A 16,796-nucleotide genomic window follows, 5' to 3' on the forward strand; every position below is an offset into this window, starting at 1 on the left:
CGGAAGGGACTTCCCTTCCGTTTTTACGTTACATTAAGTAACGTAAATAAATATAAATGTTCGAAATGATTAATGAAACAATTGTAATTGGGAAGCCGACTTTTAAGAATTCCATATAGCTAAAGCCATGTCCTTCGCGGTTTGCGATACCTGCAACAATTACGTTTGCAGATGCCCCGATTAATGTTCCGTTTCCACCTAAACAAGCACCGAGTGCTAATGACCACCAAAGTACATCAACTTGTGCATCGGATGGTGTTAAGCCAAGTCCAACTGTCATATCGTTAATAAGTGGAATCATTGTTGCCACGAACGGAATGTTATCAATCGTTGCAGAGGCGATACCTGATACCCATAAAATAAGTACAGAAGCAAAGGAAATGTCACCGCCAGTTACATTTAATACTTGCTGTGCTAATGACTTAATTAAACCGATATCAATAAGACCACCAACGAGAACGAATAAGCCAGCAAAGAAGAAAATCGTAACCCATTCAACGTGTGCAAACACATCTTCAATTTCATGTTCCTTCACGCCGATTAACATTAATACAGTTGCCCCTGTTAAAGCGATAACTGCTGCGTCAATATGAAAAATAGAGTGTGTCATAAAGCCGATAATTGTAAGTCCAAGTACCGTTAATGATTTTTTCATCAGCACTGGATCTTTAATATATTGCTTTTCATTTAAACTCATTAATTTTTTAATTTGAATCGGATCAGCTACTAATTGTTTTCTGTATACGAAGTACAATATAACCGCTGTTACAGCGATAATAATAATAACAATTGGAGCTAAGTTCACTAAAAAGGCATTAAAATCTAGATGTTTATTTGATGAGCCAATCATAATGTTTGGCGGGTCACCAATAAGTGTAGCCGTTCCGCCGATATTTGAGAAAATAATTTCTGATATTAAATATGGAACGGGATTAACTTGTAAAATACGTGTGATGGATAGTGTAACTGGTACAACGAGAAGAACAGTTGTCACGTTGTCTAAAAAAGCAGACCCAACTGCAGTTAGTAAGGAAAGAACAATTAAAATGCGAATTGGATTTCCTTTTGCTTTCTTTGCGGATTTAATCGCAACGTACTGAAAGACTCCCGACTTACTTGTAATGTTAACTAAAATCATCATACCAATAAGTAAGGTAATCGTTCCCCATTCAATATGCTTTGTAAAAGCGTTATGTAAATCCACAACGCCTACAATGACCATTAAGGCTGCACCGAGCAGCGCGATGACAGCACGATTAATTTTTTCAGAAATGATAATGGCATATGTAACTAAAAAGACAACAATTGCAAAGTAGTATTGCCAGTTTGCAATTTCTTGTGTTGTTTCGTGCAAAAATCTCATCTCCTCTCAGAAGTTTTTCTTATTATTTGATACAATTGCGAAATAAACACAATTAAAGCCATTATAAAGTAGAAAAATGTATGTTGTAAATGAAAGCCCTTGTTTTGTCATATTTTCTGCAAAAATGAATTAAGCCATTTTCTTGTTTTTGAAAATATTTGCTGCTATTTGACATATATATAAGATACACCTTATGGAATGTATGAAGTGAAAGTTTCATTTGGATTTGGTCTCTACATTAAAATTCGTAAATTCAAAAGTGTTCGTCGTGATTTGTTATGGTATACTGGATGAAAATGGAAGAGTTAATAAGGAAGGGATCGTATGGATGAACAACAACTTTTATTTTTAGATTTTGAGTTCACGATGCCTCAAAATCGTAAAAAGCCAAAAGGTTTTTTTCCAGAAATTATTGAGGTTGGAATTGTTTCGGTTGTGAATCATGTTGTAGTTGATACGTATTCTTCTTATGTAAAACCAGCAACTTTTTCGGCATTAACAGAGCGGTGCAAAACATTTTTAGGAATTGGGCAAGAAGCAGTGGATAATGGGATTTCATTTGCAATGCTTGTTGAACGATTAGCAAACTATGAAAAACGTTGCACTACAACGGTTGTGACGTGGGGAAATATGGATATGAAAGTGCTAAAGCATAATTGTGAAGTAGCGAATATTCCTTATCCATTTGCAGGACAATGTCGTGACTTATCATTAGAGTATAAGCGTTTTTTTGGAGAGCGAAATCAAACTGGATTATGGAAAGCGATTGAAGCATACGGAAAGGTTGGAACAGGTAAGCATCACTGTGCGTTAGATGATGCGATGACGACATATAATATTTTTAAACTTGTGGAGAAAGATAAACAATACTTAGTAAAACCAGCTCCTCCGACACTTGGTGAACTTGTAGACTTTTCAAAAGTATTAAAAAGAGTAAGTGCACAATAACGACCAAATTACAATTTTAATTGTAGTTTGGTCGTTTTGTTGTTTTTACAATTGATAATCATGTTTTAATTGTTCTAGCATTTGTAAGCTGCGCTCTGCGAATGGCGTGTCGTCTTCTTGTAATTGCATGATTTGTTCTGTTAATGCTGTTTGCAGTGATTCTTTATAATCTGGTACATCGCCTTCATAACGTTTCACCATTGATTGCGGAATATTTGTTTGTTCACGAAATGATAAGGCGCGGCGTTCATGGAAAAAAGGTACGTCGGCTTGTTTTACATTATGTAGGTCGCCTTGTATAGGATGTTTCACGACAGCTAGAACTTTTACAAGATAATGTTGCGGACGGATGTTTGTAATTTCTCCGATGTACTTACCTGTTTTATAAATACCTGTTACAATATCGCCAATTTGGAATGTTTCATTCATATTTTTCACCTCAGTTTTATAGTAAGCAATGGAAGGGAATGAGTCAAAGAAGAAAGGAAGTTTTGTTCAGACTGAATTTTCTGTATAATTTATTGTAGCAAGGAAATGAACAAAGGAGGGAACAGTTATGATGCCTTTATACTTTCCGGAAGATAAGACAGAATATATTATACCAGCCATTGTATGTGTACTATTTATCATTGGAGCAATTGCGACGTGGCGTATGTTTATTAAATCATCAGAGCGAGAGGCGGAAAAATTGAAAGAGATAGAAAAACGCATTATGGAAAATCGGTAATTAGGGAAAAGTTGTTTTTGTATGTTTCCTTCTAGGCTCGGACAATATAAGAACAGAATGAGTTTGGAGGGAACACGGATGAAAAAGCAACTCGTATTGGGATGTTTTGCAGCGATCCTCTTTACCGGATGTGCGAAAGAGAACCCGAAAGAAATAGAAGTGAAGTTGTATAATGCTTCCGGAGATCAAGTAGGAACGGCGAAGGTTATTCAGCAATCAAGTGGAGTAAAGATTTCGATTAAAGCAGAGGGGCTTACACCTGGTGTACACGGATTACATATTCATGAAGTAGGGCAATGCCAAGCGCCGGACTTTACTTCTGCTGGGAATCATTTTAATCCAAATAATAAAAAGCATGGGTTATTAAACCCAAAAGGGTTTGAAAATGGAGATTTGCCGAATGTGATTGCAGATGGTGAAGGAAAGATTAAGGTGGATATCACGGCACCGCAAGTGAACTTAAAAGAAGGAAAAACAACGATGAACAGAAAAGACGGTGCATCACTTATTATTACGGAAAATGCAGATGATGGGATGACACAACCAGCTGGAAATTCGGGGAAACGAATTGCATGCGGTATCATTGTGAAAAAAGCTTCGGATCTAAAAAAGGAAAAAGAAAAATAAAGAAAACTGAACATTTGAAAGGTCGCCTAGAAAAAATATGGCGGCCTTTCTATATTTTGATGGCATAAGTAGGAAAAGGAAATATATGATAATTGTGCACGGTCTTTAAGTTTGTTTTTTCAATTTGTATTTATATAGAGAGTACACTAAAATATATTTTACCAAAGTATGTATAGTTTTTTCAGTTGATATATGATTGGGATTATCTTTAGGGAAATTATCCAGAAAAACCTTTGTCCCGCTTCAGTGGCTAGAATGTTCGGTGGGAGATAAACTGTCCGTAAAAGCCCAATTGGTGAGGGCTGATTAAAGTTTCACTTTATAATAGAACACGTACATACATAAGAAAGATAAACCTTAATCAAACTTCTAGTATAGATATTCATGTTGAATAGTAAGGATGAGAGGAAAGAAAAGAATGGAACCTAAAATAATAAATATCCCGGCCAAAAAAATTGTTGGAGTTAGGAAAGAAACAACTTTTGCAAAGGATCCTGAAGTTACAATGGGAATATGGAAAACATTTATGCCATTAAGAAATTGTATCCCATACAGAAGCAACTCCTGTTTTCTTTCTATAAAGGTGTTAAAAACGCCTTTAAATTTAAGTGATATGAACTATAGTTATGAAAAATGGGCTGCTGTTGAGGTGGAACATTTCGAAACAGATACTTCTTCAGAATTATCCACGCATACGCTAGCAGGCGGCTTATATGCTGTTTTCATACATCAAGGAACAGCTTCTGATTTGAGTACATTCCAGTATATTTTTCAAGAGTGGTTACCGAAGTCAAATTATAGTTTAGATGTAAGGGAGCATTTTGAAGTTATGGCTGATGATTATCGTCCGGATGATGTGAACGCAAAAGAAGAAGTGTGGATACCGATAAAAGCTAAAAATACTGATAAATAAAAGAGCTGGAAAGAATATTTCCAGCTCTTTTACTATAATAACTAGATTCAAGTCACATAGATAGCTTTTCCTTGGAATTGCATGAAAAGGTATATTGTAAGCGGCGGAGCGCATCTTCTAATACGGAGCGCGGACAGCCAATATTTAAACGAATATGTTGCTCACCGCCGGCACCGAATTTTTCTCCAGGTTCTACGATGATTTTTCCTTTTGTCTCTAATAATTCCATTCGTTCACTTTGTGTTAGTCCAAGTTTGGAACAGTCAATCCAAAGTAAGAACGTACCATCTGGCTGAATGACGGATAGTTGCGGAATATGCTGTTTAATAAAGTCACATGCAAATTGTGCATTCTCTTCTATATAAGCTAACAGATCTGCTAGCCATTCATTGCATTCTGTGTACGCACTTTGTATGGCTGCGTAAGCAAATGTGTTTAAACCATGAAAGCCTTGGCGATGTTGCACAGCGGTAAAGGCATTTCGCAGCTTTTCATTTGGAATAATAATAACTGATGCTTGCAGCCCAGCGATATTAAATGTTTTACTTGGGGCGATGCATGTAACAGTTCGCTTCGCTAAGTTTGATGATAAAGAGGCAAGTGGAATATGCTTACGTCCATTAAAGATAATGTCAGCATGAATTTCGTCTGCAATGACGGTTACATCATATAATTCGCAGAGTGCACCGAGTTTTGTGAGCTCTTCTGCTGTCCATACACGTCCAATTGGATTGTGAGGACTACACAGAAACATTAGTTTTATACCTTGCTGAAATTGTTTCTCTAACTGTTCAAAATCCATTTTGTAAACACCGTTTTCTAAGTACAGCGGATTGGTCAGCACTTGGCGTCCATTCGTTGTTACCATTTCAAAAAATGGTGGATATACAGGCGGTTGTACAAGCACTGAATCTTGCTTTTCAGTAAAAGCTTGTACAGAAACACTAAGTGCAGGAACGATGCCAGCGCTAAAGACAAGCCATTCTTTTTCAATAACCCAATTGTATTGTGTTTTTACCCAATGACAAATTGCTTCTTTTACTTGTTCACTTGAAGTGTTATAACCGAAAATAGGGTGTTGTAAACGTTTTGTTAAAGCATCTTGAATTGGTGAGGGAACAGGGAAGTCCATGTCTGCAATCCAGGCATGAAGAAGTTCCTCGTTTTTATGTGTATCCCATTTAACGGAGTTTGTTCCGCGGCGATTTATCATTTCGTTAAAGTTCCCCATATGTATTACTCCCTTCGATTAGAACAAATATATTGAATTTTCTCCCATTTCTTCTAGCATAGCTGATATGATACGATAAAGGGAAGTGGAATTTAAGAAAAAGGCGGGAAGTGTATGGGGACATATGAGAAGATGATAGACTTTGTGAAGAATTGGGACCCGTTTCAAATGGGGCCGGAATTTTATGAAACGGAAGCAAGCGACATCGTCTACATTGTAAGTACGTTTGATGATGCAAAATATATCGCAAAGAAAATACAGCACATTTATTTAATATCATTTGATAGAACATTACCTATTGAAAAGTGTCAATGGTTAGCAGAACAGTTGTTGTTATTAAAAGATGGCGGTAGCTGTAGTCTATAGTTTTTTCTGTAGAGGCAGATATCAAAAAGTTCATGAATGCGAACTTTTTGATATCTGCCTTTTGTTTTCTTAATTTGCTAAGAAAGTCATAATTTCTTCGTATACGTGCTCTGGTTTTTCTTCAGGTAATAAATGTCCTGTGTTTTCATAAGAAATAAAGTATGAATGCGGCAGGTCATTGTGCAGGCGGTGTCCAACTTCAATAGGAACAACACGATCTTTTTCTCCCCAAATGAGCAAAGTAGGTGTTGAGATTTTTTGCAGTTCTTTTGACGTTAAGTCTCCTTCGCGATCGCGAATCATGCGAGTCAGTGCTGGGAAGATGCGATTATCATAAAAAGGTGCTGCATAGCCTTGCATCATTTCATCATCAATTAAAGAATGATCGTGAACAACGTTCATTAAATTATGGATGATGCCTCGCCTTACAATCCAATTTTTTACGTATAAATGAAAGAACGGCAAATAGGAAGTATAGATAAGCGGAAGCTTCGCCCGTGATAAATAACTTGAACTGCATAAAAGAACCGTCTTTTGGATTAAGTCAGGCCGCAATTTGTTTACATATAACGCAATTTGCCCGCCCATCGAATGGCCTACTAAAATAACGTGTTTTGTTTGTAAATGTTCGATAAGCTCAATGACGATCGTTGCGAGGTTCCCATAAGAGTATGTGAAATGACAAGGTTTATCGCTTTTTCCAAATGGCGGTAGGTCTAGGGCAATCACATTCCCTTGCTTTGTTAAAAGGGGAATGAGACGCCGATAACTAAAGGTTGAAGAGAGAAACCCGTGAATTAAAACAAATGTTGGTTTTTCTTCGGCATTGAAAGACTGATAGAGCTCATAATGAATCGTCATCCCTCTTGTAGAAAAGGTGAAGTGAGGGAGTTGAACTTCGTTTTCCATCTTCATCACTCCGTTGTTTTTTGTTCATATCATCTCCTTTTTGAGTGTGAATTATCCTAGATGAAACGAGAAGGAAAAGCAGTAGTAAGGGAGAATTTTTTAGGAGAATTGAAAGCTGTTATTAACGAAGGAGTAGGGGGATTTATATGAACAATGATTATCAAACTCGAATTGAAACGGTTATAAAATATATTGAAGCCCACTACGCGGAAAAAATTAATCTTGATTCATTAGCTCAAGTATCGAACTTTTCCAAGCATCATTTTAGTAAGATTTTTAAAGCTATTATTGGCGAAACCCCGATGTCTTTTGTCAATAAAAAGCGTCTTCAAAAATCGGTATACTACTTAACAGAAACGAACAAATCAATATTAGAGATAGGTAATCTCTGTGGTTTTGAATCAGCTTCAACATTTCATGCATTATTTAAAAAGCACTTTCATATCGTTCCTACTGATGTTAGGAAAAATAATTTTCATAATAGCAATATTTCGTTATATATGAGCAAGAATCAAGAAGAGATGTCTGCCTCCGTTTGCTACGCTAATGGTAGCAACAATAACTTGTTAAGGAGGATATGGACAATGAATATTACGATTAAAGAATTACCTGATTATGAAGTAGCGTATGTGAGACACGTTGGGAGTTATTTAGAAACGTTTCGTGCATGGAGTAAATTAGGGGAATGGGCACATAAACATGGAATTGACCAAACAAAATATTCGATTGGAATTTCATTAGATGATCCTAATTTTGTTGATGAATATGCTTGTCGCTACGATGCGTGTGTAACAATCCCGAAAGACTTCTATAAAGAAAATAATGATGACATACAATATAAAACGTTGCAAGGCGGCACTTACGCTTTGTATCAGTTTTACGATACTCTCGATAAATTTGCTCTTGCTTATCAAAGTATCTTTGGACAATGGTTACCTAATAGTGAGTACGATGCAGATGATAAACCGTGCCTTGAATTTTGTATGAATAACCCGGCAACTGATCCAGAAGGAAAAGCAAAGGTTGACTTATACGTTCCTATTAAAAAAAGGGGTAACTACTCAGTTACTTTATGAAAAACCGACAGAAAAGCATTTTTTTTAAATAAACGAGAGGGACTGGCGATGCATAGGAGCGGTCAGGGCTTTTTTCCGCCACGTGCAAGGTTTGAAAACAAAAGTAGACAATAAGTGCAGGCTCCTGCCCTGTTTGCATGACAACAGTCTACATGTCAAAAAATGAATTTATAAGTAATAGAGAGACACACTTTCACTAAAATCATCCCCTTTTCTAAATTTCTAAAAGGTATAGCTGAGTAGTTACAAAAAGGGTATGAGAAAGCGCCTGTTTTGACAAACAGGCGCTTTCTCATTATTTTAGTTCATTCACAACGTTCGGCGGTGTCTTCCCTTGCAATCCAGCTACTAAATTTTTTGCTGCTGTCATTGCCATAGTTCGGCGTGTTTTTAACGTCGCTGAACCAATGTGAGGGAGCGTCACGACATTTGTTAGAGATAACAACGGGTTCTCCTTTTCGATTGGTTCTTGTGTGAATGTATCAATGCCTGCCGCGAAAATCTTCTTTTGCTGCAATGCTTCAATTAAGGCGGCTTCATTTACTGTTTTCCCGCGGGATGCATTAATGAAAATAGCTGTTTCTTTCATCAAATCAAATTCTTTTTCCCCGATGAAATGATACGTTTCTTCTGTTAATGGTGTAAGAAGAACGATGAAATCTGCTTTTTGCAGTAACGTTTCTAATTCGCAATATGTTGCGCCAAGCTCCTGTTCTGCTTTTTCTTTACGGCTTCGATTATAGTACAAAACGTCCATATCGAAACCGAATTTTGCACGTTTTGCAACGACTTCGCCGATACGCCCCATACCGATAATTCCAATCGTTTGATGGTGAACATCTAAGCCGAAATGCCCTTTGCCAATTTCCGCATTCCATTGTCCTGACTTTACGTAACAATCAAGTTCACAAACGCGGCGCGATACAGATAACATTAACGCAAAGACAAGATCAGCGACAGTATCATCTAACACGTATGGTGTATTCGTTCCGATTATGTTTCTTTTCTTCATGGCTTCGATATTGAAGTTATCATAGCCGACAGAAATATTACTTACGACCTTCAATTGCGGAGCAGCTTCGAGTAGTTCATCATCAATACTAGCCCCGAAATTTAATAGTCCGTGTTTATCTTTTACTTTCTCTAATAAGACGTGACGCGGGATTTTTTCATTACCATCCCACTTTTCGTACTCATAATGCTCAGCAATATATTCTTCAACAAATGCAGGAACTTTTTCTGCAATGTAGACTCTTTGTTTCATAGCTCCAGCCCCTTTCCATTATGTATTGTCACATAATTCCTGAAAAAAATCTTCTTTTCAAATCGGAAAAGCTGTCTGTATAATTTAGAAAATATACAAAAAAGAAAGGGAGATTGCAATGACAGAAAAAGAATTAGAATTGTTAGCTTGTCTTGAAAAAAGTAGCCGATTATCTGAAGAAACATTAGCCAAAATGTTAAACATAGATGTAGAAGAAGTAATAGCAATCCTTGAAAAATTAGAAAGAGAAAAAGTGATTGTCGATTATGTAACGCTGATTGATTGGACAAAAGTAAAAGAACACACAGGTTTAACGGCAATGATTGATGTGAAAGTTACACCGAAGCATGGTGTTGGATTTGATGCGGTAGCAGAACAAATTTATCGTTATCCAGAAGTGAAGTCGGTGTATTTAATGTCAGGGACATATGACCTTTCCATTACGATAGAAGGAAAAGGAATGGCTGAAGTTGCAACGTTTGTTGCGGAGAAGTTAGCGACAATTGAATCTGTTGTATCAACGACAACGCATTTTATTTTGAAAAAGTATAAACATGAGGGAATTATATATGAAAACAAAGATGATGATAAACGAATTGTGGTGGCACCGTGAGTAAATTTGAATTATCAAAGGTAGCAGAATCTTTACAACCATCCGGTATTCGTAAGTTCTTTGATTTGGCTGCCGGTATGAAAGGGGTTATTTCATTAGGGGTTGGAGAACCTGACTTCGTTACTCCTTGGAATGTAAGACAAGCGTGCATTCGTTCGCTAGAAGAAGGGTATACAGCTTATACTGCGAATGCTGGATTATTAGAGCTGCGCGAGGAAATCTCGAAATATTTACACAAACAGTTTTCGGTAGTTTATGATCCGAAAGAAGAAATCATTGTAACAGTTGGAGCGAGTCAGGCGTTAGATGTGGCAATGCGTACCATTGTTAATCCCGGTGATGAAGTAATTATTATTGAACCAAGCTTTGTATCATATGCGCCGCTTGTTACGTTAGCGGGCGGTGTACCGGTGCTTGTGTCTACATCTCCAGAGGATGAATTTAAAGTGCAGCCGCACCAAATTGAATCGGCGATTACATCGAATACGAAAGCGATTTTACTATGTTCTCCAAACAATCCGACAGGAACGCTCTTAAATAAAGAAGAATTGGAGAAACTTGCTGTTATTGTGGAGAAATACAATTTGATTGTATTATCAGACGAGATTTATGCTGAGCTTGTTTATGATGAAACATATACAAGTTTTGCAAGTGTGAAACATATGCGTGATCATACGATTTTAATCTCTGGTTTTTCAAAAGGCTTTGCGATGACCGGCTGGCGCCTCGGTTTAATTGCAGCTCCTCAACATTTTGCGGCTATCATGTTAAAAATTCATCAATATTCGATGATGTGCGCACCGACGATGTCTCAATTCGCGGCACTAGAAGCACTGCGCTCAGGAGAACAAGAGGTTATTCGTATGCGTGAGAGTTATAAACAACGCCGAAACTTTATGACAACTTCATTTAATGAAATGGGATTAGAGTGTCATATGCCTGGCGGAGCATTTTACGTCTTTCCCTCGATTCGTTCGACGGGATTATCTTCAGCGGAATTCGCTGAACGTTTATTGTTAGCAGAAAAAGTAGCTGTTGTACCTGGAAGTGTATTTGGTGAGAGCGGCGAAGGGTTTATTCGCTGTTCGTATGCAACGTCACTTGAACAGCTTATGGAAGCGATGAAACGTATGAAGCGGTTTGTAGAGAATGAAAAAAGGACAAAACGCAATACGTTTTGTCCATAAAAGGGGGGGAATACTAGAAAGCCATGTGTTAGTATTTTATCCCCATATTTGAAGATTTATACATGTAAAAGGAATTTTTTTCATGAATTTTGAATGAAAGTCAACTAGGTGGTATAATTTACTAATACAAAAGGTAAACATATGGGAGTGTTTCTTATGTTAAATGAATATACAACTGGAGTGGTTGTGAAGGGGAAAGTAACAGGGATTCAAGATTACGGAGCATTTGTTGCATTAGATGAAGAAACACAAGGGCTTGTGCACATATCTGAAATTACAAATGGATATGTAAAAGATATTCATGATTTTTTAAAAGTTGGAGATGAAGTGGAAGTAAAGGTACTTTCAGTTGATGAGAAGAACGGAAAAATGAGTTTGTCATTGAAGGCTGCCAAACGGAAACAAGGGAAAGTACGTATTCCAAATCCATCTGCAAATGGATTTAATACATTACGAGACAAGTTAACAGAGTGGATTGAAGAATCGCAGATTACAAAATAAAAGCAGGGAGCCATGCTCCCTGCTTTTATTTGTGTTACGTTATGATATAAAAGAATCAAACGTTTCTTGTAATCAGAATAAAGAAACGTCCGTATGTCGGAAGGTAGGATAGACCTCCACTTGTTTACAAGCAAGCGGAGATCTATGTTTTATAATATCATAAGTTATCGAACTTGACGTGCTTCTGGGTGTGTTCCAAGTTCTTCAGAAGGTTTAAATAATAAACCAAGGTTAATTAAACCTGAAATACCTACAATGCCGTAGATAATTCGAGCAAGTGCTGTATCTTGTCCGCCGAAGATAGCTGCTACTAAATCGAATTGAAAGAAGCCAATGAGTCCCCAGTTTACTGCGCCAATAATCGTAAATACTAAAGCAATGCGTTGTAATGTACTCATCTTAAGCAGTCCCTCCTTAAATGATGAAGCACAAACGAGCTACGTTTACTCGCTGAATCAAGCTTCTTTTATAGAATGGATACCTTTTGCCCTTCTTATACAAAAAAAATTAAATTTCTCATCGAAAAAACAGGAGATATGACGATTTTGTAAAAAAAACAAATTGGGTACGCTTACAATTTGTGGTTCGCTTGATTTACAACGGTGGTTTCGCTAAAGTGAAGAAAGAAATACATATACATACTGTATTGGAGGCAAAAAAATGAGCACACATGTAACGTTTGATTATTCAAAAGCATTATCGTTCATTAGTGAACACGAGCTAACATACTTACGTGATGTAGTAAAAGTATCACACCATGCAATTCATGAAAAAACAGGAGCAGGAAACGATTTCTTAGGTTGGGTAGAACTTCCGCTTACATACGATAAAGAAGAATTTTCTCGCATTCAAAAGTGCGCGGAGAAAATTAAAAATGACTCTGACATTTTACTTGTTGTTGGTATTGGTGGTTCTTACTTAGGAGCACGAGCAGCGATTGAAATGTTAAATCATTCTTTCTACAATATGCTGTCTAAAGAACAGCGCAAAACTCCACAAGTGCTATTTGTTGGACAAAACATTAGCTCCACTTACATGAAAGATTTAATGGATGTATTAGAAGGTAAGGACTTCTCGATTAACGTCATTTCCAAATCAGGTACAACAACAGAACCTGCAATTGCATTCCGTATTTTCCGCAAGTTATTAGAAGAGAAATATGGAAAAGAAGAGGCGCGTAAACGCATTTACGCAACAACAGATAAAGCGCGCGGTGCTTTAAAAACATTAGCTGACGAAGAAGGCTACGAAACATTCGTGATTCCAGATGATGTTGGCGGACGTTTCTCTGTATTAACACCAGTTGGTTTATTACCGATTGCTGTAAGTGGTTTAAATATCGAAGAAATGATGCAAGGTGCAAGTGCAGCTCATGATGATTTTGCGAAATCAGAGCTTGAAGAAAACCCAGCTTACCAATATGCGGTTGTACGTAATGCTTTATACAATAAAGGAAAAACAATTGAAATGCTTGTGAACTATGAGCCAGCACTTCAATATTTTTCTGAATGGTGGAAACAATTATTTGGTGAGAGTGAAGGAAAAGATCAAAAAGGTATTTTCCCATCTTCTGCAAACTTCTCAACTGACCTTCATTCTTTAGGTCAATACATTCAAGAAGGACGCCGTGACCTATTTGAAACAGTTCTAAAAGTAGGGAAATCTACACATGAACTAAAAATTGAATTAGATGAGAACGATTTAGATGGATTAAACTACCTTGTTGGTGAAACTGTAGACTTCGTTAATACGAAAGCATACGAAGGAACACTACTTGCACATAGCGATGGCGGTGTACCAAACTTAATCGTAAACATTCCTGAATTAAATGAGTATACATTCGGTTATCTCGTATACTTCTTCGAAAAAGCATGTGCGATGAGCGGCTACCTACTAGGCGTAAATCCCTTTGACCAACCAGGCGTAGAAGCATACAAGAAAAACATGTTTGCATTGCTTGGAAAACCAGGATTCGAAGAACTAAAAGCAGAATTAGAAGAACGTTTGAAATAAGAAAAGCGGAGCCGACTGTTTAGGCCCGTCGGCTAAGGTTCTTTCGCACAGAAAGTGTTTTTTACTTTCTTGTGCGGAAGGTTCTTAGACGGGAGGGGCTAGGAGGCATAGCTAGACAATAAGAAAAGCGGAGGCGGCTCGTTTAGAATGGGAGATGGATGGAGCTCCTGACGTAGAGGTGTTTTCTGCCTCGCAGGAAGGCGCGAAGCCACCGACCATTCTAGCCGCTGGAGCTAGACAATAAGAAAAGCGGAGCCGTTGGGATTATCCCAACGGCTTTTTTTAGTGAATGCTCGCCGAATAATGTCGAGGAATCTTTATTTTGTGTCGAATCGCCGATATATTGAAAAAATCGCCGATATATACAGCACGAATCGGGAATGCTAAAAAAAATCTAGAAAGGATGATCCATTTGATTCAGATTCATTCGAAGCTAGAAGGACAAACCTTTGCTCTTTTCCAATTGGAAGAAACATTAAAGCCGCTGGGCTATACAATCGGCGGAAATTGGGATTATGAGAAGGGATGTTTCGATTATAAAATAGATGAAGAGGGAGGATATCAATTTTTACGCTTACCGTTTACAGCCATTGAAGGAGAGCTTGATGTAAATGGAGTTATCGTTAGCCTTGATACACCGTACCTTCTGTCACATGTGTATCAAGACGAATTAGATGATGAAGTAAATACATTTACAGCAGGGATGACGTCTTTTGATCAGTTTGCAGAACCGAAAGATCCAGACGGAGATATTCAAGCAAAATATATTGATATTGGGAAAGCTTTAGTTCGAGAATTAGAAGGATACTTGCTTAATGTTTAATTACAATCAGTAGATCATTTTTTTGCAGAGTAAAGGAATGAATCGGATTTATATGATAGTGTCCGTCACGTTGTAAACCAAGTAAAAGTATATTTTGTTTTAATAAATCGCAGTTACAATATTCGAAAGTTTCACCATCGTATTGTTCAGGAGTATGCAGAAGTTGTAATTTATTTGCAGTAATTTCATTGTAAATAGTAAATAGTACTTCTGAAATCGAAGGAAATAATAAAGAAGCGGCAAATACATAACTCGTTAATTTATTTCCTTCAATAATTTCTGTTGCACCTGCTCGTTTCGCGTTATGAATTTGATCGGAAGTTAACATTTCAACGATACAATATATAGTTGGGTTTAATCCTTTCGCTGTTAAGATGGTTAAAATAGACTGTGTATCAGCAGAGCTCTCGCTTTTTTCTTTGTCAGCTGTAATCAAAATAGTATGCGCAGTACGAATATTTGCTTTGAGTAAAATGTGATCATGATGAGGACAACCTTTAATAAATTGTAGATGATGAAATGACTTCGGTAGCAGAGGGAGTGTTTCATCTATAAGAACAATATCAAGGTTTGGTTGTAATACGCGCATTTGACTTACTACGTGTTTCACACGTTCGTTCCAGCCGACAACAATCATATGTTTATGGCAAGAGGCAGCCTCTTCACCTTTTATTTTCATATATTGTTTACTAATCATTTCGGTCGCAAAAGATACCATATAATAAGAACCAAATCCGGTTCCTAATAAAATGAGAATGATCGCGAGGATTCTTCCTTGTATACTATGAGGAACGTAATCGCCGTATCCAACAGTGAATGTTGTGACAAGTGCCCACCATATACCATCAAACCATGATTGAAAGTGAACGGGTTCTAATTTGTGAATAAGAAATCCGAAGAACAGGATGAATAAACCAATTAAGGTGACCAGTCGTAAAATAATAGAATTGCGAAATGTATCTAAAATACTACTTCTTACATTCAATGTTTGTAGCTCCTCCTGTATCAATATATATAAATCCATTTTGACTTCTCCACATATAGATTGCTGCTATGCAGAAAAAAAGGCCCTAACCGCTTCTGCGCATGGCCAGACGCTCTCGCTCACCTAAAAAAGGTTTTTATGTCGGTTTTCTAACTTGGATTTATATAGTTATATTGTTGCCATTATGAAAAAAGAAAAACCCCCTCATGAGTGAGGGAGTTGTCAGATGCTTTCCACTTCGGTTTGTTGAACGCTATCAAGCTGTTGAATTGCATAGTATACATTAGCTGTACGCATTTTTTGATCAACAGATAGCTTCATTTGCAGAAAATGAGCTCCATTTTCTAATGTTTTAAGTTTCATATTTTTAACTTTTATATCCATCTTTTTTATATCATCGATGACTGTAGGGATATTTTCCATACTATTTACGACAAGGTTTACCGCAATTTCGCGCTGTCTAAGAGACTTTGGGCCTAAAATATTCATAACAAAAGGAATAAGTTCTACGCTAATCATGAGGAAACACATACCAGAAATAGCTTCTAAATAAAAACCTGCGCCCACTGCGATACCAATTCCTGATGCGCCCCAAATCATGGCAGCAGTAGTTAAGCCTGCGATGCTGTCGTTACCTCTACGTAAAATAACTCCCGCTCCTAAAAAACCAATTCCCGATACAACTTGAGCTGCTAAGCGGAGGGGGTCCATAGTGATTCTGTTTGAGATAGAACTTGGTAAATTGTAAGCTGCTTTAATTGAAACAATAGTAAGTAAACAACTGATAATAGAAATAACTAAGCAAGTTTTTAAACCTAGTGGCTTTCGCTTTAGTTCCCGTTCTAAACCAATTGCAAATCCTAAAATGGCAGAGAGGCCTATCTTAAGTAATAAATCGAAGTGTTCCAATTTGTATTCCTCCCCGTAATTTGGTGTAATAGATAAGCTGATATTTTCAGTATATGGTACAAGGAAGGAAAGTTGGACACTTTTTATAAAAAATATTGAAAAAGGGTGTTGCATTTCGGAAATCATCATGCTATATTAATAAACGTCGCTGATGCACGAAAGCAGAAAGCGAAATGAAAAACAAGAAAAAAACAATGTTGACATCGAAAAACAAAGATGTTAACATGAGGAAGTCGCAAATGAGCGACGGATAAGTTCTTTGAAAACTGAACGAAACAAACAACGTGAAACGTCAATTTTTATTTATGATGCTAGACAAACACTTTATTGGAGAGTTTGAT

19 protein-coding genes are annotated in these 16,796 nt (G+C 37.1%); 11 read left to right on the forward strand and 8 right to left on the reverse strand.

What is annotated here, in order from left to right; translation table 11 throughout:
* Positions 1 to 28: 28 nt before the first annotated feature.
* Positions 29 to 1,354 carry an ArsB/NhaD family transporter gene (locus tag Q9306_RS12330; protein WP_306198772.1) on the reverse strand — a complete coding sequence of 442 codons (1,326 nt, stop codon included), beginning with the start codon at positions 1,352 to 1,354 and terminating at the stop codon, positions 29 to 31.
* A gap of 333 nt (positions 1,355 to 1,687) precedes the next feature.
* On the opposite strand from Q9306_RS12330, the gene kapD reads away from it, so the two are divergent.
* A complete protein-coding gene (gene kapD / locus Q9306_RS12335; protein WP_306198773.1) occupies positions 1,688 to 2,311 on the forward strand; it encodes a 3'-5' exonuclease KapD in 624 nt (207 codons plus the stop codon).
* Positions 2,312 to 2,356: 45 nt separating this feature from the next.
* On the opposite strand, the gene kapB is transcribed toward kapD, so the two are convergent.
* On the reverse strand, positions 2,357 to 2,740 hold the full coding sequence (gene kapB, locus Q9306_RS12340) for a kinase-associated lipoprotein KapB (protein ID WP_306198776.1): 384 nt from the start codon (positions 2,738 to 2,740) through the stop codon (positions 2,357 to 2,359).
* A gap of 127 nt (positions 2,741 to 2,867) precedes the next feature.
* On the opposite strand from kapB, the gene Q9306_RS12345 reads away from it, so the two are divergent.
* The 3 genes from Q9306_RS12345 (at position 2,868) to Q9306_RS12355 (ending at position 4,578) form a co-directional block, all read left to right on the forward strand.
* Positions 2,868 to 3,038, forward strand: a complete 171-nt coding sequence (locus Q9306_RS12345; protein ID WP_306198779.1) for a hypothetical protein — start codon at positions 2,868 to 2,870, stop codon at positions 3,036 to 3,038.
* Positions 3,039 to 3,116: 78 nt separating this feature from the next.
* Positions 3,117 to 3,665, forward strand: coding sequence for a superoxide dismutase family protein (locus tag Q9306_RS12350; RefSeq protein ID WP_306198782.1), 549 nt, complete (start codon positions 3,117 to 3,119; stop codon positions 3,663 to 3,665).
* Positions 3,666 to 4,083: 418 nt separating this feature from the next.
* Positions 4,084 to 4,578 carry a GyrI-like domain-containing protein gene (locus tag Q9306_RS12355; protein WP_306198785.1) on the forward strand — a complete coding sequence of 165 codons (495 nt, stop codon included), beginning with the start codon at positions 4,084 to 4,086 and terminating at the stop codon, positions 4,576 to 4,578.
* Positions 4,579 to 4,630: 52 nt separating this feature from the next.
* On the opposite strand, the gene Q9306_RS12360 is transcribed toward Q9306_RS12355, so the two are convergent.
* Positions 4,631 to 5,809: a MalY/PatB family protein gene (locus Q9306_RS12360; protein WP_306198788.1), complete on the reverse strand. Its 1,179-nt coding sequence runs from the start codon at positions 5,807 to 5,809 to the stop codon at positions 4,631 to 4,633.
* Between the two features lie 114 nt (positions 5,810 to 5,923).
* Between Q9306_RS12360 and Q9306_RS12365 the strand changes: the two genes are divergently transcribed.
* Positions 5,924 to 6,175 (forward strand): DUF1871 family protein, encoded by a 252-nt coding sequence (locus Q9306_RS12365; protein WP_306198791.1) that lies wholly within the window; start codon positions 5,924 to 5,926, stop codon positions 6,173 to 6,175.
* 69 nt (positions 6,176 to 6,244) lie between these two features.
* Here the strand turns inward: Q9306_RS12365 and Q9306_RS12370 are convergent, their stop codons facing one another.
* A complete protein-coding gene (locus tag Q9306_RS12370; RefSeq protein ID WP_306198794.1) occupies positions 6,245 to 7,084 on the reverse strand; it encodes an alpha/beta fold hydrolase in 840 nt (279 codons plus the stop codon).
* Between the two features lie 146 nt (positions 7,085 to 7,230).
* Between Q9306_RS12370 and Q9306_RS12375 the strand changes: the two genes are divergently transcribed.
* Positions 7,231 to 8,160: an AraC family transcriptional regulator gene (locus Q9306_RS12375; protein ID WP_306198797.1), complete on the forward strand. Its 930-nt coding sequence runs from the start codon at positions 7,231 to 7,233 to the stop codon at positions 8,158 to 8,160.
* A gap of 295 nt (positions 8,161 to 8,455) precedes the next feature.
* On the opposite strand, the gene Q9306_RS12380 is transcribed toward Q9306_RS12375, so the two are convergent.
* On the reverse strand, positions 8,456 to 9,424 hold the full coding sequence (locus Q9306_RS12380) for a 2-hydroxyacid dehydrogenase (RefSeq protein WP_306198800.1): 969 nt from the start codon (positions 9,422 to 9,424) through the stop codon (positions 8,456 to 8,458).
* 118 nt (positions 9,425 to 9,542) lie between these two features.
* Here Q9306_RS12380 and Q9306_RS12385 point away from each other — a divergent pair, with 118 nt between their 5' ends.
* The 3 genes from Q9306_RS12385 (at position 9,543) to yugI (ending at position 11,725) form a co-directional block, all read left to right on the forward strand.
* Positions 9,543 to 10,037, forward strand: coding sequence for an Lrp/AsnC family transcriptional regulator (locus Q9306_RS12385; protein ID WP_020062563.1), 495 nt, complete (start codon positions 9,543 to 9,545; stop codon positions 10,035 to 10,037).
* Positions 10,034 to 11,224 carry an aminotransferase gene (locus Q9306_RS12390; protein ID WP_306198804.1) on the forward strand — a complete coding sequence of 397 codons (1,191 nt, stop codon included), beginning with the start codon at positions 10,034 to 10,036 and terminating at the stop codon, positions 11,222 to 11,224. Before Q9306_RS12385 ends, Q9306_RS12390 begins: the two co-directional genes overlap by 4 nt.
* Before the next feature lie 156 nt (positions 11,225 to 11,380).
* Positions 11,381 to 11,725, forward strand: a complete 345-nt coding sequence (gene yugI, locus Q9306_RS12395) for a S1 domain-containing post-transcriptional regulator GSP13 (RefSeq protein WP_306198806.1) — start codon at positions 11,381 to 11,383, stop codon at positions 11,723 to 11,725.
* A 164-nt stretch (positions 11,726 to 11,889) separates the two neighbouring features.
* Here the strand turns inward: yugI and Q9306_RS12400 are convergent, their stop codons facing one another.
* Positions 11,890 to 12,123, reverse strand: a complete 234-nt coding sequence (locus Q9306_RS12400) for a DUF378 domain-containing protein (protein WP_035433268.1) — start codon at positions 12,121 to 12,123, stop codon at positions 11,890 to 11,892.
* 262 nt (positions 12,124 to 12,385) lie between these two features.
* On the opposite strand from Q9306_RS12400, the gene Q9306_RS12405 reads away from it, so the two are divergent.
* Both Q9306_RS12405 and Q9306_RS12410 read left to right on the forward strand, forming a co-directional pair.
* A complete protein-coding gene (locus Q9306_RS12405; protein WP_306198809.1) occupies positions 12,386 to 13,738 on the forward strand; it encodes a glucose-6-phosphate isomerase in 1,353 nt (450 codons plus the stop codon).
* A 412-nt stretch (positions 13,739 to 14,150) separates the two neighbouring features.
* Positions 14,151 to 14,561, forward strand: coding sequence for a YugN-like family protein (locus tag Q9306_RS12410; protein ID WP_306198811.1), 411 nt, complete (start codon positions 14,151 to 14,153; stop codon positions 14,559 to 14,561).
* Here Q9306_RS12410 and Q9306_RS12415 read toward each other — a convergent pair.
* Positions 14,551 to 15,546 (reverse strand): potassium channel family protein, encoded by a 996-nt coding sequence (locus Q9306_RS12415; RefSeq protein WP_371932379.1) that lies wholly within the window; start codon positions 15,544 to 15,546, stop codon positions 14,551 to 14,553. The genes Q9306_RS12410 and Q9306_RS12415 overlap by 11 nt on opposite strands.
* A gap of 222 nt (positions 15,547 to 15,768) precedes the next feature.
* Positions 15,769 to 16,455, reverse strand: coding sequence for an MgtC/SapB family protein (locus Q9306_RS12420; protein WP_306198816.1), 687 nt, complete (start codon positions 16,453 to 16,455; stop codon positions 15,769 to 15,771).
* Positions 16,456 to 16,796 lie beyond the last annotated feature (341 nt).

Source organism: Bacillus multifaciens (assembly GCF_030756675.1).
In the GTDB taxonomy this organism is placed as follows: Bacteria; Bacillota; Bacilli; order Bacillales; family Bacillaceae_G; genus Bacillus_A; species Bacillus_A multifaciens.